Origin of the sequence: Allobosea sp. WAO, from assembly GCF_001509835.1 — a bacterium.
Lineage (GTDB): Bacteria > Pseudomonadota > Alphaproteobacteria > Rhizobiales > Beijerinckiaceae > Allobosea.
Genome location: NZ_JXTJ01000008.1, coordinates 311,400 through 328,407 on the forward strand (window position 1 = coordinate 311,400; position 17,008 = coordinate 328,407).

The 17,008-nt window shown below is 66.5% G+C and carries 17 protein-coding genes; 3 read left to right on the forward strand and 14 right to left on the reverse strand.

Translation table 11 applies throughout. The features are described 5' to 3' along the window. The first annotated feature begins 5 nt into the window (after positions 1 to 5). The 3 genes from DK26_RS16365 to DK26_RS16375 all read left to right on the forward strand — a co-directional run bounded on the left by DK26_RS16365 (position 6) and on the right by DK26_RS16375 (position 3,161). Positions 6 to 695 (forward strand): Crp/Fnr family transcriptional regulator, encoded by a 690-nt coding sequence (locus tag DK26_RS16365; RefSeq protein WP_066474646.1) that lies wholly within the window; start codon positions 6 to 8, stop codon positions 693 to 695. A gap of 108 nt (positions 696 to 803) precedes the next feature. Further along, positions 804 to 1,985, forward strand: coding sequence for an MFS transporter (locus DK26_RS16370; RefSeq protein WP_066474648.1), 1,182 nt, complete (start codon positions 804 to 806; stop codon positions 1,983 to 1,985). Positions 1,986 to 2,291: 306 nt separating this feature from the next. After that, positions 2,292 to 3,161, forward strand: coding sequence for an alpha/beta hydrolase (locus DK26_RS16375; protein WP_066474650.1), 870 nt, complete (start codon positions 2,292 to 2,294; stop codon positions 3,159 to 3,161). Between the two features lie 367 nt (positions 3,162 to 3,528). Here the strand turns inward: DK26_RS16375 and DK26_RS16380 are convergent, their stop codons facing one another. From DK26_RS16380 to DK26_RS16445, 14 genes are all read right to left on the reverse strand, one after another. Continuing rightward, positions 3,529 to 4,239 carry an enoyl-CoA hydratase/isomerase family protein gene (locus tag DK26_RS16380; protein ID WP_066474651.1) on the reverse strand — a complete coding sequence of 237 codons (711 nt, stop codon included), beginning with the start codon at positions 4,237 to 4,239 and terminating at the stop codon, positions 3,529 to 3,531. 3 nt (positions 4,240 to 4,242) lie between these two features. Beyond that, positions 4,243 to 5,019, reverse strand: coding sequence for an enoyl-CoA hydratase-related protein (locus tag DK26_RS16385; RefSeq protein WP_066474653.1), 777 nt, complete (start codon positions 5,017 to 5,019; stop codon positions 4,243 to 4,245). A gap of 3 nt (positions 5,020 to 5,022) precedes the next feature. Further along, entirely contained in the window at positions 5,023 to 5,730 is a 708-nt protein-coding gene (locus DK26_RS16390) for an ABC transporter ATP-binding protein (protein ID WP_066474661.1), read from the reverse strand. Continuing rightward, positions 5,717 to 6,430: an ATP-binding cassette domain-containing protein gene (locus tag DK26_RS16395; RefSeq protein ID WP_066474668.1), complete on the reverse strand. Its 714-nt coding sequence runs from the start codon at positions 6,428 to 6,430 to the stop codon at positions 5,717 to 5,719. Before DK26_RS16395 ends, DK26_RS16390 begins: the two co-directional genes overlap by 14 nt. Next, a complete protein-coding gene (locus DK26_RS16400) occupies positions 6,427 to 7,395 on the reverse strand; it encodes a branched-chain amino acid ABC transporter permease (protein WP_198162347.1) in 969 nt (322 codons plus the stop codon). The genes DK26_RS16395 and DK26_RS16400 overlap by 4 nt, the downstream gene beginning before the upstream one ends. Before the next feature lies 1 nt (position 7,396). Beyond that, on the reverse strand, positions 7,397 to 8,266 hold the full coding sequence (locus DK26_RS16405) for a branched-chain amino acid ABC transporter permease (RefSeq protein ID WP_066474670.1): 870 nt from the start codon (positions 8,264 to 8,266) through the stop codon (positions 7,397 to 7,399). Positions 8,267 to 8,297: 31 nt separating this feature from the next. Beyond that, a complete protein-coding gene (locus DK26_RS16410; protein WP_066474674.1) occupies positions 8,298 to 9,479 on the reverse strand; it encodes an ABC transporter substrate-binding protein in 1,182 nt (393 codons plus the stop codon). Positions 9,480 to 9,534: 55 nt separating this feature from the next. Further along, entirely contained in the window at positions 9,535 to 11,097 is a 1,563-nt protein-coding gene (locus DK26_RS16415; RefSeq protein ID WP_066474677.1) for an AMP-binding protein, read from the reverse strand. Next, entirely contained in the window at positions 11,087 to 11,821 is a 735-nt protein-coding gene (locus DK26_RS16420; RefSeq protein WP_066474681.1) for an SDR family NAD(P)-dependent oxidoreductase, read from the reverse strand. Before DK26_RS16420 ends, DK26_RS16415 begins: the two co-directional genes overlap by 11 nt. Next, positions 11,781 to 12,602, reverse strand: a complete 822-nt coding sequence (locus tag DK26_RS16425) for a TetR/AcrR family transcriptional regulator (protein ID WP_198162350.1) — start codon at positions 12,600 to 12,602, stop codon at positions 11,781 to 11,783. Before DK26_RS16425 ends, DK26_RS16420 begins: the two co-directional genes overlap by 41 nt. 217 nt (positions 12,603 to 12,819) lie before the next feature. Further along, positions 12,820 to 13,356 (reverse strand): peptidylprolyl isomerase, encoded by a 537-nt coding sequence (locus tag DK26_RS16430; protein ID WP_066474683.1) that lies wholly within the window; start codon positions 13,354 to 13,356, stop codon positions 12,820 to 12,822. Between the two features lie 11 nt (positions 13,357 to 13,367). Next, positions 13,368 to 15,137, reverse strand: a complete 1,770-nt coding sequence (locus tag DK26_RS16435) for an ABC transporter ATP-binding protein (protein ID WP_066474685.1) — start codon at positions 15,135 to 15,137, stop codon at positions 13,368 to 13,370. Next, positions 15,134 to 15,967, reverse strand: a complete 834-nt coding sequence (locus DK26_RS16440) for an ABC transporter permease (protein ID WP_066475546.1) — start codon at positions 15,965 to 15,967, stop codon at positions 15,134 to 15,136. The genes DK26_RS16435 and DK26_RS16440 overlap by 4 nt, the downstream gene beginning before the upstream one ends. Before the next feature lie 4 nt (positions 15,968 to 15,971). After that, complete coding sequence (locus DK26_RS16445) at positions 15,972 to 16,928, reverse strand: ABC transporter permease (protein WP_066474687.1); 957 nt, start codon at positions 16,926 to 16,928, stop codon at positions 15,972 to 15,974. Positions 16,929 to 17,008: the final 80 nt, after the last annotated feature.

A 17,008-nucleotide genomic window follows, 5' to 3' on the forward strand; every position in this document is an offset into this window, starting at 1 on the left:
TTTTTATGGGGTACGTCAGCAAAGCTCGCGCCGAGCAGATCATGAGCGAGCGCGGCTGGCTGCCGCTATTGCCGGAAGCGTTTCGGACCGAGGTGCTGCGGCGCTCGATCTTACTGCACTTCGCTCCGGGTGAGACAGTGTTTCGCCTCGACGATCCCGCAGGAGGGGTCTACGGCCTTGTGGCGGGCACGGTTAGCGCCAGCCTCGCCCCGGCTGGCGTGACACCGCGGCTGATCCTTCTGGGAGTTCCAGGTCACTGGACCGGAGAGGGGTGCTTTCTCACGCGAAAGCCGCGGAGAGGCGAACTCAGGGCAGTCGTCGAAACGACGATGCTCCATCTTCCTCTTGACGCGATGGATCAGATGGCGTCGCGCGATCCGGCGGTGGTGCAGCATGTCGCGCTCATGCTGATGATGACCGTCGAGTTGCTGTTCCGCGTGATTCACGATCTACAAAAGCCCGAGGCAGATCGGCGGGTCGCCTCGGTGCTTCAGCGCACCACCTGGATTGGAGAGACGCCGATCCCGCTGACCCAGAGCGAGGTCGGTGTCATGGCCAACGCTTCGCGCAAGCAGGTCAATGCGTCCATCAAGCGCTTCTCCGAGGCTGGATGGCTCAGCAACACCTACCGCTCGATCACCATCACCAACCCCGGGGCGCTCCGCCGCTTCGCAGAAGGAGACGGCGTCGATTGATCGCGTTTCCGTTGTCCGGCACCGGTCACCCGGGCGCGACGGTCGCTCTGCCCATCCCGCATCGAGTACGTCATGCCGCCATCACGACATAGCCTGGCGCAACTCGCGTTGTTCCTCGCTCTCATGGCCAACGCGGCCGGCCAGTCCTTTCTGCTTGTCGTGATGCCTCCGCTCGGTCGCCGGCTCGGCTTCACGGACATCGAGACGGGTACGATCCTTTCGGCCTCCGCCGTGCTGCTGATGATCGCCGCTCCGATCTGGGGATATCTGAGCGAGCGCATCGGGCGGCGCCCCGTAATCATGATTGCGATCGCCGGAGCGATGCTCGCCCCCTTGGCATTTGGCTTCATCGTCGGGCGCCGGCTGGACGGCACGATCAGCGCCGTTCTAGCGCTTTACCTTTTCGTCGCGGCTCGATCGGCGCAGACGCTACTGTCCGGCGGGCTCCTGCCCGCATCCCAGGCCTATGTCGCCGACATCACGGCGCCGGAGGCGCGTGCTGGCGGCATGGGTGTCCTCGGCGCAGCCTACGGGCTCGGGGCGATCATCGGGTCGGCTCTGGCATGGCGTATCGGAGGCGGCGATGCGGCGCTGGCCTTCCTGCTCGTTTCGGGTCTCGCCGGGCTGGCGCTCACAGGCGTGACACTGATGGCTCCGGAGCCGCGGCACGGCGATCCGGGGGCAGCCTCTCCGGCTTCTGGCCTTGGCCTCTCCAGAATCTGGCCATTCTTCGCCATCACGCTCGTTTCCATATCTGCCCACAGCATCGTGCAACAGACCGTGGCGCTGCGCCTGCAAGATGCGTTCGGTTTCACCTCGGACGCCTCGATCGCCAAGGCTGGGCTGGCGCTGATGGCGACGGCCTTGGCGATGATTGTCGTGCAGGGAGTGGTGCTTCGCATGCTTGCCTTCAGGCCGGAGACGCTGCTTGCCTCAGGCGCGTTGCTGGCGGTCGTGGCCCTGCTGTTCGCTACGTTCGCGCGAAGCTATGCGGAGCTGTTCGGCGCGCTCGTTCTGCTTGGCGCCGCGCTAGGGCTGATGCTGCCCGGCAACCTGGCTTCGCTCAGCCTGCGGGCGGGACCGAATGCCCAAGGAAAGGCTGCGGGTTTCAATGTGATCGGCCAGGGAATGGGTCTGGCGATCGGTCCGCTTGCCGGAGCAGCGCTGCACCAGATCTCGCCGCAAATCCCGTTTTTCGCTGCGGCGCTTCTTCTGATGGTTGCCGTCGCCCTAGCAGCCGGCCCTTTGCGGAAGCGTACATTGCCGCCCGCTAGCGAAATTATCCGATAACGAGAAGCGCGCCGATCATTGGGCTTTGCGTGCGACGCGCCGTCTCCGGACAATGAGCGCCCGCCGGGAACCGGACGATCGCAGCAGTTTGAGCCTGCGCCGGAGCGGCTGCCAGGAACGGTTAGGGCGACCTGCCGCGTCCGGATCAAAGCGGTACCACGGGCTATGGCCCACATGGCGTGCCCGAAAGCGGATCGGCAGATCTCGGCCCAGCGCGCCAGAATTTGAAGGCCTTGCGAGCCGCGACATTGCGGGACATCGTGATCGAATTTGGGGGAGGCGAAAGTGCCCGAAGCCGACACCGAAATGGCCGCCATAAGGGCGATGTTGGCGGCCGGCGAGCGGCCAACTGACGTTGCCGGTCGCCGGCGGCGGCTGGAAAGGTTGACGGCGCGTTACGAGATGCCGGCGGATGTCGCCTTAGAGGGCGTGGACGCGAACGGGGTGAGGGCTGAATGGACATCCACGCCGGCCGCGGATCCGGCACGGGTGATCATGTTTCTGCACGGTGGGGGTTACGTTTCCGGATCGATCAAAAGTCACCGGCATATGATTGCGCAGGCCGGGCGGGAGGCAGGTACCCGCACGCTGGCGCTGGACTACCGCCTTGCGCCGGAGCATCCATTTCCGGCGGCGCTGGACGATGCGCTGACCGGCTACCGGTTTTTGCTGTCGCAAGGGTTCATGCCTGAAAACATCGTGATCGCCGGGGAGAGTGCCGGCGGCGGGCTGGCGATCGCAACGCTGGTTTCGTTGCGGGAAGCCGGTACGGCTTTACCCGCCTGCGCATGGTGTAGTTCACCATGGACGGATTTGGAGATGTCGGGCGCCACGATGCAGACCAAAGCTGCGGTGGACCCGTTGATTCAGCGTCCGTATTTGCAGGAACTGGCGGCGGCGTATCTGCACGGGCGCGATCCACGCATGCCAATGGTCTCACCGATTTTCGCGGATCTGCATGGTTTGCCGCCGTTGCTGATCCAGGTTGGGTCCGACGAGACCTTATTGGATGATGCAATCCGGCTGGCGGGTGTCGCAGCGGCAGCAGATGTACGAACGACGTTGCAGATCTGGCCGCATATGATCCATGCTTGGCACTTGTTTTATACGCAACTTGCCGATGGCCGTCGGGCGCTGGCCGAAATGGGCGCTTTTGTGCGTGCCACGCTTGGCTGAGCGTGACTCCACCATGGATGACAGCAGATGGTGGCGCTGCATTGCAATAAATCCACCTCGTCACACGTTTGCTCCCGCCGAGATCGGAGCCCGACGGTTGTCGGGGCACGCAGCGGAGTTTCCGGCGCGACGAATGTCGTGCTGCAGCCGTGTCCTGATTGCCCAGATGTTATGCAGCTTGAGAGGCGGTTTGGGGCCGATGATGCGTCCAGTGTTCCAGGCCGGACGTTGATGGATTGGTTGAGCTTCGGCACGCATGACGGATCCTCCATCGGGATGCCGCATCCGAAACCACTATAACTCATCCACCTCCATCGCTCGGCGCCAGGAGCTGTCATCAAGCATCTGTCGGAAAGCGGACACGACGTTATTCAGATTTCGCCTGCCCCATGACGCGCGCCGCTAGGTCGCGTTCGAACTGGTAGGCGGTCCAGAGGCTCTCCTCGTCCTCACGGTTGAGGCAATCCTTGATCTCGGCGCGCAGCCGGCCCTTGATCAGCCCGGCCATGTCCTGTGCGAGCGCGATGGCGGCATCCAGTACCTGAGCCGGCGTGTCGGCGAGCTTCTGAACGAGGCCAATCTGGTGGGCGCGCTCGCCCGAGAGCGGTTGGCCGGTATAGGTCAGGAGCCGCGCCTCGCCCTGCGAGAGCACCTCGCGCACGATACGATAGCCGCCGAAGGCGCCGACCTTGACCTCCGGCAGCCCCAGTCGCGCATCAGGCGTCGCCAGTCGGATGTCGCAGGCGCAGGAGAGCATGAAGCCGGAGCCCATCGCCGCGCCATGAATCGCGGCGATGGCGGGGATCGAACTCTCGCGGACGGCGCGCATGCCGTCGCAGACCGCACCTGTTCCGGCGAGCGTTGCTTCCGGCGTCAGCGCCGCGAACTCGCGAAAATCGTTGCCACCACAGAAATGCTTGTGCGGCAGGCCGGTGAAGACCATCGCCGCGATTGCCTCGCTTTCCAGCTGCGCGATGATCCCCGGCAGCGTGCCCCAGTTGGCGAAGCTGACGGCGTTGACCGGCGGGTTGTTGAAGCGGATGACGGCGATCTCGCCGTCGCGCTCGACATCGAACATCGTTCAGCCCCGGATCGCGTAGGAAGGCGTACGCTTTTCAAGGAAGGCGAGCGCGCCTTCCTTGGCCTCGGGCGTGCGCCGGACAGCAGCCGTCAGCGTGCATTCGAACTCATAGCCCTCTTTCAGCGTCATGAACTCCGTGCGATTCAGACCCTGCTTGGCGAGGCGGATCGCAGGGGGGCTCTTGCTGGCGATCTCCTCCGCCAACGCCATTGCGGTCGGGATCAGCTCCTGAGATGAGACGACCTGATCGACGATATGCGCCTGCAGCGCTTCCTCTGCCGAGAGCCTGCGGCCGGTATACATCATCAGCCGGGTCATGCCCTGACCGGCGAGGCGCATGACGTGACGGGAGCCGCCGAGCACGCCGACATCGATCTCCGGCAGCGCGAAGCGGGCCTTCTCCGAAGCGATGCGGATGTCGCAGAGCGAGGCGAGCACGATGCCGGTGCCGACCGCCCCGCCATTGATCGCGCCGATGATCGGCACGGGACAGTCATACATCGCATTGAAGGTCAGGCGGACATGGGCGAGATATTCGGTCGCCTGGTCGAAATCGAGATCGACGAAGTCGTTGACGTCGTTGCCGCCGCAGAAGACCTTGCCGGCGCCGGTGAAGACGGCGACACGCATCTGCTTGTCCTCGCCGAGGCGGTGGAAGGTACGGCGCAGCTCGTCATAGACCTCGAGGCTGACCGCATTGGCGGAGGGACGATCGAGCGTCACCACGGCGAGGCCGCGATCGACCGAGACCTTCACGAACTTGTTCTCGTAGCTCATCACTCAGTTCCTCTTCTTGCCGAGATAGCTGTCCTGGATGGCGCTGGAGGCCATGATCTCGCTGGCGCGGCCATCGGCCACGCAGCTTCCTGTCTCGAGCACGACGGCATGCCGCGCGATCATCTGGGCGAGCGCCAGATTCTGCTCGACGAGCAGGATGGCGACGCCGGTCTCCGCGATGCGATTGACCGCATGGGCGACCTGCTCGACCGCCTTGGGCGCGAGGCCCTGGCTCGGTTCGTCGAGGAGCAGCAGGCGCGGGCGGGACATCAGCGCGCGCGCCAGCGCCAGCATCTGCTGCTCGCCACCCGAAAGCAGCCCGGCGCGCTGGCTCTCGCGTTCGAGCAGGATCGGGAACAGGCCGAAGGCGGTGTCGTAGTCGCGCGCGTCCGGCTCGCCATGGACATAGGCCCCGAGGCGGAGATTCTCGCGCACGGTCATTTCGCCGAAGACCTGCCGGCCCTCCGGTACCAGCGCGATGCCGCGCCGGACACGGTCGGCGGAAGAGAGCCGCGTGATGTCCTCGCCGTCGAGCCGGATCGTCCCGGCGCGCGCCGGGATCAGCCCGGTGACGACGCGGCAGAGCGTTGTCTTACCGGCCGCATTGGCGCCCATCACCACGGTCGGGTCGCCGGCCTCGACCGAAAGCCCGAGCCCATGCAGCACTTCAAGCCGGTCATAGCCGGCGCGCAGGCCTTCAATCGTCAGCATCGGCTGCCCTCCGCCCGAGATAGACGTCGATGACCTTCTGCTCGGCCTGGCATTGCTCGGGCGTGCCCTCGAACAGCAGCCGGCCGCGGTCGAGCACGGCGACGCGCTGCGAGACCTCCATCAGGAAGCGCACATTGTGCTCGACCAGCAGCACGGTGATGCCGGCCGCGTTCCAGCGCCGCACCAGCGCGCCGAGCCGCTCGACCTCACCCACCGTCAGCCCCACCGCCGGCTCATCGAGCAGGAGCAGGCGCGGCTTCAGCGCCAGCGCCAGCGCGATGCCGAGATGGCGCAACGTGGCATAGGGCAGGTCGCGCGCCGTGCGGTCGAGCACGTCGCCGAGATTGCAAGCCTCGATCAGCTCGTCGATGCTGGCCGGATCGGGCGAATGCACCGTGGCGATGCGCAGGTTCTCGCGGACGCTCAAGCCCAGGAAAGCGCGCGTCTGCTGGAAGGTGCGCACGATGCCACGCCTGACCGTCTGCGCGATCGGCCAGGGGCCGCGCGCGCCGTCGAAGACGATATGCCCGGCGGTCGGCGCGATCAGCCCCGAGACCATGTTGATCAGCGTGGTCTTGCCGGCGCCGTTCGGGCCGATCAGACCGAAGATCATGCCTTCGGGCACATCGAGCGAGACTCCGCCGAGTGCGACGACGCCGCCGAAGCGCGCCTCGATGTCGCGGATCTGGAGCAGGCTCATGGCTCGCGTCCTCCGCCACCGATGCGCCGCGCCGCACGGGAGATCAGGCTGGCGATGCCCTGCGGCGCGAAGATGATGAAGATCAGCAGCAGCACGCCATACGCGAGCAGGCTCAGGGTCGCGGCGACGCGCAGCCCTTCCGGCAGGGCCGTCAGGAGCGCCGCGCCGAGGATCGGCCCCCAGAGCGTGCCCATGCCGCCGACGACGACAAGCGCGACGAGCTGGAACCCCGTGCCGAGCACGGTGAAGCTTTCCGGCGCGATGAAGGAGGAGATCGAGGCGAAGAGCGCCCCCGCCAGCCCCGCGAAGACGGCGCTGAAGGTGAAGGCGGCCAGCCGTGCCGAGGCGACACGGATGCCGAGCGCCTGCGCCAGCGTCAGATCCTCGCGGACGGCGAGGCATTCCGCGCCGAGCCGCGAGCGCACGAAGAGCAATGCGCAGACGAAGGTCACGAGCAGCAGGGTGAGCGCCAGCAGCGCGTAATAGGTCGTGGCGTGCACGGCGAGCCAGCCCGGCTGTTCCGGGCCGGGAATGCCGACGAAGCCGCCGACGCCGCCGGTGAGGTTCGGCAGCACCAGAAAGAGCTGATGGCCGATCAGCCCGATGCCGAGCGTCAGCACGGCGAAGTAGAGCCCGCGCGTGCGGAAGGCCAGCAGCGCGATCAGCGCGCCCGCCGCTCCCGTCAGCGCGCCGCAGAGCGGCAGCGCGACCCAGAAGGACAGGCCATAGCGCGAGGTCAGCAGGGCGCAGGCATAGGCGCCGAGGCCGTAGAGCGCGCCATGGGCGAGCGAGAGATAGCCGGTGAAGCCGAGCAGCACGTCGAAGGCGACGGCGAGCGTGGCGAAGATCGCGCCGATGGTGACGACATAGACGAAGTAGTCGTTGAGCGTCAGCGTGCCGGCTGCGGCGAGGGCGAAGGCGATCGCGGCGATCGCCACGGATTTGTGGAGCGGCATGGCGATCATGTCAGCGCTCCACCTGGGCACGGCCGAACAGGCCTTGCGGCCGGACCAGCAGTACGAGGACGAGAATGGCGAAGGCGCCGATGTCCTGGAGCTCGCTGGCGATGTAACCGGCGACCAGCACCTCGGCGACGCCGAGCACCAGCCCGCCGAAGATCGCACCCCACAGACTGCCGATGCCGCCCAGCACGAGCACGACGAAGGCCTTCAGCACGGGATTGACACCCATGCTCGGGTAGATCGGGAAGGTCGCGCCCAGCAGCGCGCCAGCAATGGCGCCGAGCGCGGCGCCCATGGCGAAGGTTGCAAAGCGGACCTGCGGCATCGAGATGCCCATCAGCATCGCGGCGTCACGGTTCTGGGCCGTGGCGCGGATGGCGAGGCCGAGCCGCGAGCGGTTCAGCACCAACCAGACCGCTCCGAACGCAGCCGCCACGCTCGCCATCACCACGAGCTGGAGCTGTGTCACCGCGAAGAAGGGCGTGCGGATGACACCAGTGAGCGGCGCGGGGATGGTGCGCGGTTCCGTGCCCCAGATCATGGTCGCGACCTGTTGCAGGATGATCGAGGCTGCGAGCGCGGAGATCATCAGGGAGAGCGCGGGTGCCGTTTCGATCGGCCGGAAGACCAGCCGATCGACGAGACCACCCATCGCCATTATGCAGACCACCGAAACGAGCATCGCGAGCCAGAAGTTCAGTCCGGCCGCGACGAGCGCGTAGGTGATGAAGGCGCCGAGCATGTAGAATTCGCCATGCGCGAAGTTCGGGATCAGCAGCACGCCGAAGATCAGCGTCAGCCCGAGCGCGACGAGCGCATAGGTCGAGCCGAGCGCCAGCCCGTTGACGAGCTGTTGAGGCAGGAGTTCGAGCATGGCTTGCGGCCTCTCGTTCAATGCTGCCGCGTCACTGCGAAAGGTTGGTCATGGGCTCCCAGCCCTGACCCTTCCACACGCTGACGACACCGCGCAGATCGACCTGCCCCTTGTCGTCGAACAGCCTGCCATCGGGCTGGGCCGTGTACTTCGTCGTCAGCGCCGGTACATCTGCGAGCTTCAGTTCGCCCATGGCCTTGTTGACCGCGGCATTCTCGATCGAGCCGGCTTTCTCGAAGGCGGCCTTGAGGATGTGGACGGCGTCGAAGCTCAGGCCTGTCAGTTCGCCCGGCCCCTCGCCGAATTTCCCCCGATAGGCGGCGTCGAGCGCCTTGGCCTTTGCATCGCCGAGCTTGACGTAATCCTCGGTGGTCGGCGGGATGCAGTTGAACACGCCCTCCATCTCGCTGGCCGAAATGTTCTTCAGCACCGTCGAGGGCGGCGAGACCATCTCCCAGACGACCTGGCCGGTGAAGCCGAGCTGGCGTGCCTGCTTGGTGATGAGAGCGCCTTCCGCCGGATAGCCGCGGATCAGCAGCACCGCCGGATTCTTGCCTTTGAGATTCGTCAGCGCAGCGGAGAAATCGGTGTCATTGAGCTTGTAGTATTCCTCGCCGAGAACATTGGCGCCGAGCCCCTTCAGATCCGCCATGAGCTTGGACTGCGAGCCCATGAAGCCGGCATGGAAGCGGTCGGTCATGACGGCGACGGAGCCGAATTTGCGCGCCTTGAACAACTCGACCACGGCGATGTTGTAGCCGCTGACCGTCGCCTGGTTGCGGAAGATATTCTTGCCGTTGGTCAGGTCATCGGCGATCGAGCCGTCGATGAGCTGTGTGACCTTGTCGCTGCGCTCGATGATGGGTTTGAGGGCCGGCGCGACGCCGCTGGCGAGCGGGCCGATGATGTAGCGGACGTCGGCCGCCATAAGCTTGCGCAGTGCGGCGACGCCGACGGTCGGGCTCGCCTGATCGTCTTCCGTGACGATCCTGATCTTGTAAGTCGTAGCGCCGACCTTAACGCCGCCGGCGGCGTTGATCTGCTCGGCAGCGAGGTGGATGCCCCGGCTCTCGGGCAGGCCGTAGAAGGTTGCCGGGCCGGTGATCGGGTGGAGATCGCCGATGGCGATCTCCTGCGCCTGAGCGATGGACGGGCCGGCTCCGAAAAGGCCGGTAGCAAGGCAGAGCGACAGCGTCGTGATGAACGTCTTCATTGTCTTTTCCTCCCTTTGTTATAGCTATGCATAGGGCTGGCTGGTTCCTGACTGTTCAGTCCGCAGCTTCCGCCAGCTTCTTCTTGATCTCGTGCTTCTTGATCTTGCCGGCCGGGGTCTTCGGCAGTTCATCCATGAAGACGACCTGCCGGGGCGCCTTGAAGCCGGCGATCTTGCCGCGGACGTAAGCGATGAGGTCTTCCGCGCTGGCCGCGGCCGCGCTCTCGGGTACGATCGCCGCGACGACGCGCTCGCCATAGTCATCGTCGGGCAGGCCGAAGACGGCGCAGTCGCGCACGGCCGGATGAGAGATCAGCGTCAGCTCGACCTCCTTGGCGAAGATGTTCTCGCCACCGGAGCGGATCATGTCCTTCTTGCGGTCGATGAGATGGACCAAGCCCTTCTCGTCGATCCGCCCGAGATCGCCGGTATGCAGCCAGCCACCAGCGAAGGCCTCGCGCGTTGCCTCGGGACGGTTGAGATAACCGCTCATCAGTGCAGGCGAGCGGATGCAGATTTCACCTAGCTCGCCCTGCGGCACCTCGTTCATGTGCTCGTCGAGCAGCGCGACCTGCGTGCCCGGCACCGGCCGGCCTATGGAGAGCGGCTGGTCAAGCGATTCCTCCGGCCGGTTGATGCAGATATAGGGGCCGCCCTCGGTCAGCCCGTAGGCGTTGGCGATGCCGATCCGTGCGGCGCCGCGCTCGCGAAAGGCCTCGACCACCTTCAGGATCAGCGTCGAGGGATCGTAGTTGGCATAGGCGATGAGCTTCATCGAGCTCATGTCGCTTGTTGGCCAGGCCTTGGATTCGACCATCTGCCGCAGCACCAGCGGCACGCCGAACATGCCGTTGAGCGCGTGCTTCTCGATCGCCTGGACAGCGCTTTCGGGCTCGAAGCGCTCGGCGATATAGGCCGCGCCGCGCTGCATGAAATACAGCTTAAGATAGTCCCAGGCGCCGGTGTGGAAGAGCGGCATGTAGCAGAAGAAGCGCTCGGAGCGCTTGATGCCGAACACGGGCAGCGCATTGAGCGCATCGAGAACCGTGCGGCGATGCGAGATGATCGCGCCCTTCGGTCGGCCGGTCGTACCGGAGGTGTAGAGCACGAGATGCGGATCGTCCCAGCTCGTCGCGCGCGAGACCGGCCTGTCCGTCGTCATCGCCATCATCTGCGCGAAGGTGACGACGCCATCCTGCTCCGGACCGCGCAGCACGATCTGCGGCCGGTCGGTCAGCGGCTCGATGGCCTCCAGCGCCAGTGCGTGGAACTCGGAGCTGGTCACGACCAGCCGCGGCTGGCAGTTGTTGAGGATGTAGGAGATTTCGCTGGCGCGCAGCCACATATTGACCGGCACCAGCACGGCGCCCATCCCCGCCAGCGCATAGCCGAGCAGGACGTATTCGTCGCTGTTGCGGTCGAGCATCGCGACGCGGCTGCCATGGCCGATGCCGAGCGCGGTCAGACCCTGCTGGATGCGGGCCATGTCGGCGCCGAACTCGGTCCAGCTCCGGACGTGGTCGCCGAAGATCAAGGCGGGCTCGTCCGGGGCCCAGCGGATGTTGTCGGCGACCACGTCTCCGAGGAGATAGGGCAGGCCGGCGATCTCAGGCTGCACTGAAGCCTCCATCGACCATGACGGTGGAGGCGGTGGTGAAAGAGGACCAGTCCGAGCACAGGAACGCTGCTGTGTGCGCGATGTCCTCCGGCCTGCCGAGCCGACCGATCGGCAGCACGGTCGGCTTGGAGTGCTGCAGCGTCCTCTGCGTCATCGGCGTCTCGATGACGCCGGGGCAGATGCAGTTCACGCGGATATTCTTCGGCCCGCATTCGATGGCGAGCGCGCGTGACAGCGAGAGAACGCCGCCCTTGGAGGCCGAATAGGCGTTGAGCTTCTCCCAGCCGGTGACGGCGACGACGGAGGCGACCGTGACGATGCTGCCGCCACCACCTTGCTTCTCCATCGCAGCCACCGCCGCACGGCAGACATAAAATGTGCCGGTCAGGTTGACCGCGATGATCTTGTCCCAGGTTTCGTCGGTGACGCGCGTGATCGGTCCGTCCGACGACGGCCGCCAGATGCCGGCGCAGTTGACGACGGCGTCGATGCCGCCGAGCGCCGCGCTCGCGGCCTCGAAGGCCTCCTCGACGGAGGCCGAGGAGGCGACGTCGCAAGCGCGGCCGACATGCCCCGCACCCAACGCCTCCGCCTCGCGACTGGCTGCTGCTTCGTCGAGATCGAGGATCGCGACTTTGGCTCCAGCCTCGGCACAGATGCGAGCGACGCTCGCACCGATGCCGCTAGCGCCGCCGGTGACGAGGACGCGCTTGTCCTCCAGCATCGATGTCACTTGGTGTTCCCTCCGTGGCAACGTCCTTTTCGGACGCGTTTTCTTCGGCGCGCGTCATGCGCTGCCTGGCCGTTTTCGGCCGCTTGGTCGCTTTTTCGGCTTCCGGCGCCTTGGCGACGCCGTCGATCACCATTCCGCTGAGCTCGCTTGCGATCTCCTGCGGCGTGCGGCCGGAATGGACCGCCCAGCGATGCACGGTTGAGAGCAGGCCGAGGATCGCGAGCATCGCGATTTTCGGGTCCTGCGTCCGGAATTCGCCAGAGCGCTGGCCATCCTCGATGATGTGCTGGATCCAGTTCTCGAAGGCGCGCTCGCGCGTTGCGAGCGACTTGCGCGACGCTGCATCGAATTCGTGGCGCTCGCGCCAGAAAATCGTGAGGAAGCGGCTGTTCTCGATGTTGTAGAGGACCTGCAACTCGACGAAGCGCCTCAGGCGGTCCGTCACGTCGTCCTGCGAGTGCGCAAGCGTTTCCTGCGTCTTGAAGAACTCAACCGTGACGTCCTCGTAGAGCGTCTCCAGCAGGTGCGATTTGTTGCGGTAGTAATGGTAGATCGCCGGCTTGCTGACCCCGCACGCGTCGGCGATGTCGTTCATCGAGGTAGCGCGGAAGCCCTTGCTGTCGAAGAGCTCCAGCGCGCGCTCATAGACGACGCGGCGTACGCTTTCGGCGCGGCTGCCATCCGCTCCCGCACGCGGAAGCGCCTTGATCGGGATCGATCGAGACATCTTGCGTTTCCTCGCGGCCCGGTCCGTCGCCGGGCTCCATGCCAAGACATTACTTACCGGTCGGTAAGTTTGTCAACATCGCCGTCGTTGGCATCTCCCGAAGGGCCATACGAGCATTCTTGGAAAAATGGGCCGTCAGCTAGAGCCTTGCGTAGATTGCGCCACTAGCAGACTCTGGCTCATTGCCCGGGAGCGGACCGTCAACTAGCGGCATCAAATTCCGACTCTGTTCAGCGGCACAAATGCGCCTGCGAACCGCCCATCAGAACAGGCGGCCGATTCTCACTCGAATCGGGCTTCGCATGTACTCGGTCGGCTCTGCGCGATCGACAAGCTTTCGTAGCACCTCGTGACCGGACAGCACCTTGCCGAAGGCGGCAAATCCCGCGCCGTCGGGATTGCGTCTGCCGCCCGCGTCGAGTTCCGGCTGCGCCCCGCTGCAGATGAAGAAGCCGTGGCCGCCGCTGCCGGGCGCGTTGCGGGCGAGCGACAGAGTCCCGTCGAGATGGCGAAGTCCGCTCTGCGAGGTCGGCTCATGCGGCACTGGCGGCAGCGGCGGCGCGCGGTTCTCGTGCGGGGCGGGGGAGCCGAACTGGATCACCTCGATCGGATGCACCGTTTCGGCCGCCTGGTTCTCTCGCGTTACGATCCGGTAGATCGTCGCATCGTCCAGATGGCCGCCATCGACATAGGCGAGGAAATTGGCGGCCGTCAGCGGCGCACGCGCTTCGTCTATGCCCAGGATGATCGTGCCGTCCTCGGTGTCGAGGCGGACCCGCGTCAGCTCACTCTGCGCCATGCCGTCCGGCCTCAGGCAGCCGGCGCCAGCGGCCGGCGTCGGCGCGGGCTGTAGGGCGTCATGCGCGGCACAGCGCGCAGCAGGTTCTTGGTGTAGTCCTCGCGCGGCTCCTCGAAGATGCGCTCGGTCTCGCCTTCCTCGACGAGGCGCCCGCCCTGCATGATCGCGACACGGTCCGCGAATTGCCGCACGGTGCCCATGTCGTGCGAGATGAACAGATAGGTCAAACCGCGTTCATCCTGCAGATCGGCGAGCAGGTTGAGAACCTGCGCACGCACGGACACGTCGAGCGCCGAGACAGCCTCGTCGGCTATGATGAAGTGCGGAGACAGGGCGAGCGCGCGAGCGATGGCGATGCGCTGGCGCTGTCCGCCAGAGAACTGGTGCGGATAGCGCACGGCGTGTTCGGCCTTGAGGCCGACGCGCTCCAGCAGTTCCCCGGCCAGGGCATGGCGCGCCTCTGCCGGCATCAGGCCGTGGATCGCGGGCCCGTCGCCGATCGCATCGCCGATGCGCCGCCGCGGATTGAGCGAGGCGTAAGGGTCCTGGAAGATGGTCTGGACCTCGCGACGAAAGCGCAGCAGGTCGTCGCCCGCAAGGTCGCCAATGTCCCGGCCGGCATAGGTGATGCGGCCGGAGGTCGGCTGGTCCAGCCTGGCGATGCAGCGGCCGAGCGTGCTCTTGCCCGAGCCGGATTCGCCAATGATCGCCAGCGTCTTGCCGGCCGGCACCGTCAGGCTGACGCCGCCGACGGCATGGACAGTCTCGAGCGGGCGCCCCGTCCATGAGCGGCGCGTGACGAAATCGCGGCGCAGATCGCTGATCTCGAGAAGGGGGGCGCCGGGGATCGTCGCCGCCGAAGCGGCCTGGGGAGCGGGCGCAGCGACGGCCGCGGCGACGCGCGCGCCGGTCTGCGCCTTGTCGTCCTGTGCCGGTGCGGCCAGCGTCGCAAAGCGGCGCCCCGCGACGCGCGGCGCATCGACATCGGGCGCAGCCGCCAGCAGCGCCTTGGTATAGGAATGCTCCGGCGCCGAGAAGATCTGCGCGACGTCGCCCTGCTCGACCACCTTGCCGTGATAGAGCACGACGACACGGTCGGCGATCTCGGCGACCACGCCGAGGTCATGGGTGACGAAGAGCAGGGCCGAGCCGAGCTCCGCCTGCATCTCGAACAGCAGATCGAGAACCTGCGCCTGGACGGTGACGTCCAGCGCCGTGGTCGGCTCGTCCGCGATGATCAGCGCCGGCTTGAGCGCGCAGGCGATGGCGATCATCACGCGCTGGCGCATGCCGCCGGACAGCTGGTGCGGATAGGCTCTGGCCCGCGCCGCCGGGTTGCGGATGCCGACCCGTTCCAGCAGCGCGACCGCCCGCTCCGCGGCGGCCTTGCGGGGCAGCCCGGTGTGGATGCGCAGCACCTCGGCGATCTGGTCGCCGACGCGCCTGGCCGGGTTCAGCGCCGTCATCGGCTCCTGGAAGATCATCGCGATCTGCGCGCCGCGGACCCGGTTCATCTCCGCTTCCGATAGGGCGAACAGGTCCCGGCCCTGGAAGGAGACCTGGCCCTGGACCTTGCCGGGCGGCTCGATCAGCCGCATCAGCGAGAGCCCGGTCACCGACTTGCCGGAGCCGGATTCGCCGACGAGGCAGACGACCTCGCCGCGGCGGATGTCGAAGCTGACATCGTCGACCGCGCGCACCGGCCCGGCCGGCGTCGCGAATTCCGTGACCAGCCCGCGAACCGAGAGCAGCGCGGCCTCGTCCTTGACGGCTCCGCTCATCGTTGCAGCTCCGGGTTGAGCCGGTCCTGCAGCCAGTCGCCGACGATGTTGATGGCGAGCACCGTGACGAACAGCGCCAGGCTGGGCACGAGCACGGGCCAGGAATTGATGAAGATGTAGTTCTTGAGGGTACCGACCATCTGGCCCCAGGACGGCGTCGGCGGCTGCACGCCGAGCCCGAGGAAGCTCAGCCCCGCCTCCATCAGCATGGCGAAGGAGAAAGTGAGCGAGGCCTGAACGGCGATGACCGAGCGCATGTTCGGCAGAATCTCGCGGCGGATCAGCCAGAGCCGCCCGGCGCCGAGCGAACGGGCGGCGAGCACATGGTCGCGCGCCCGGATGCTGCGCGCCATGCCATAGGAAACGCGAGCGAATTGCGGGCAGTAGAGCAGGCCGATCGTGCCGATCAGCGCCGGCAGGCTGCCGCCTAGGAAGGCCAGCACGACGATCGCGACGAAGATCTCGGGCAGGGAGACGAAGACGTCGACGACGCGCATCGCGGCCCCCTCCGCCCGCGGGCCGAGGAAGGCGATGGCGATGCCGAGCGGCACGCCGATGCTGCCGGCGAGCAGGACCGCCGCGGCCGCGACCGCGAGCGAGACGCGCCCGCCATGGGCGAGGCGCGAGAACAGGTCGCGGCCGAGTTCGTCGGTGCCGAACCAGTGTGCCGCGCTCGGCGAGGCCAGGATGTTCGTCGGGTCGATCGCCAGGGGGTCCGCGATGCCCAGCACGGGCGCGAGGAGGGCGGCGGCGACCACCAGCGCGAGCACCAGCATGGCGAGGCGGGTGGCGATGTCCGTGGTTCTGATCAGGGCTGCGACGGCAGTCATGCGCTCACCCTCCATTTGTTCCGACGCGCGGATCGACGAGGCCCTGGGCGAGGTCGATCAGCAGGCTGATGAGGATGAAGATCGCGAAGATCGCCAGCAGGCTGCCCTGCATCAGCGGGTAATCGCGGGCGAAGGAAGCGCTGACGAGCAGCGAGCTGAGCCCGGGCCAGTCGAACAGGGCCTCGACGATCACCGTGCCGCCGAGCAGGTTGCCGGCCCGGATGCCGATGATCGAGATGACCGGCACGAGCGCGTTCGGCAGGGCGTGGCGCGTCATCGCCTTGCCGCGCGACAGGCCCTTGGCGCGGGCGAGCCTGACATAGTCCTTGGCCATACTGTCGATCAGGCTGGCGCGCGTCATGCGCGCGACAACGCCCATGAAGTTGATGCCGATCGCCAGCGACGGCAGCACGAGGCAGGAGAGGTGCAGCAGAGGATCCTCTGAGAAGGCGACAAAGCCGGAGGATGGCAGCAGGTTGAGCCAGAGGCTGAAGATCAGCACCAGCAGGATGCCGGAGACGAAGACAGGGGCGGAGAAGCCGGCGACCGCAATCACCGAGGCGGCCATGCCCGGCAGCTTGCCGCGGTCCCGGGCAGCCAGCACACCGAGCGGCAGGCCGAGCGCGACGGCGACCAAGAGCCCGCCGCCGATCAGCTCAAGGCTGCGCGGGATCCGCCGCAGTAACTCGTCGAGCACAGGTTCGCCATTGCGCAGCGACCGGCCGAGATCGCCCTGGAACAGGCCGCCCGCCCAGGTCAGGAACTGCGAGATCAGCGGCCGGTCGAGGCCGAGCTCACGGGTCATCCGCGCGACCGCCTCCGGATCGCTGCCCGCCTGCTCGCCGAGCAGCATCACCACCGGGTCGCCCGGCAGAAGATGGATCGACGCGAACACGACGATGCTCGCAAGAACCAGCGTCAGAAGGGCCGAGGCCAGTCTGCTTCCGATGAATTTGGACATACCTCACCCGATCGCGGGGGCGCCGCTGGCCGGCGGCCTCAACCTTTACGTCTCATCATGCCGGCATCGGGGCGCCCCGA

Excerpts from the sequence above, each read along its gene's own strand:
- DK26_RS16405 (WP_066474670.1), bottom strand. The coding sequence starts at position 8,266 with ATGCTCGAACTCCTGCCTCAACAGCTCGTCAACGGGCTGGCGCTCGGC.
- DK26_RS16420 (WP_066474681.1), bottom strand. The coding sequence starts at position 11,821 with ATGCTGGAGGACAAGCGCGTCCTCGTCACCGGCGGCGCTAGCGGCATC.
- DK26_RS16430 (WP_066474683.1), bottom strand. The coding sequence starts at position 13,356 with ATGGCGCAGAGTGAGCTGACGCGGGTCCGCCTCGACACCGAGGACGGC.
- DK26_RS16365 (WP_066474646.1), top strand. The coding sequence starts at position 6 with ATGGGGTACGTCAGCAAAGCTCGCGCCGAGCAGATCATGAGCGAGCGC.
- DK26_RS16435 (WP_066474685.1), bottom strand. The coding sequence starts at position 15,137 with ATGAGCGGAGCCGTCAAGGACGAGGCCGCGCTGCTCTCGGTTCGCGGG.
- DK26_RS16440 (WP_066475546.1), bottom strand. The coding sequence starts at position 15,967 with ATGACTGCCGTCGCAGCCCTGATCAGAACCACGGACATCGCCACCCGC.
- DK26_RS16390 (WP_066474661.1), bottom strand. The coding sequence starts at position 5,730 with ATGCTGACGATTGAAGGCCTGCGCGCCGGCTATGACCGGCTTGAAGTG.
- DK26_RS16410 (WP_066474674.1), bottom strand. The coding sequence starts at position 9,479 with ATGAAGACGTTCATCACGACGCTGTCGCTCTGCCTTGCTACCGGCCTT.
- DK26_RS16380 (WP_066474651.1), bottom strand. The coding sequence starts at position 4,239 with ATGTTCGATGTCGAGCGCGACGGCGAGATCGCCGTCATCCGCTTCAAC.
- DK26_RS16385 (WP_066474653.1), bottom strand. The coding sequence starts at position 5,019 with ATGAGCTACGAGAACAAGTTCGTGAAGGTCTCGGTCGATCGCGGCCTC.
- DK26_RS16400 (WP_198162347.1), bottom strand. The coding sequence starts at position 7,395 with ATGATCGCCATGCCGCTCCACAAATCCGTGGCGATCGCCGCGATCGCC.
- DK26_RS16375 (WP_066474650.1), top strand. The coding sequence starts at position 2,292 with ATGGCCGCCATAAGGGCGATGTTGGCGGCCGGCGAGCGGCCAACTGAC.
- DK26_RS16395 (WP_066474668.1), bottom strand. The coding sequence starts at position 6,430 with ATGAGCCTGCTCCAGATCCGCGACATCGAGGCGCGCTTCGGCGGCGTC.
- DK26_RS16445 (WP_066474687.1), bottom strand. The coding sequence starts at position 16,928 with ATGTCCAAATTCATCGGAAGCAGACTGGCCTCGGCCCTTCTGACGCTG.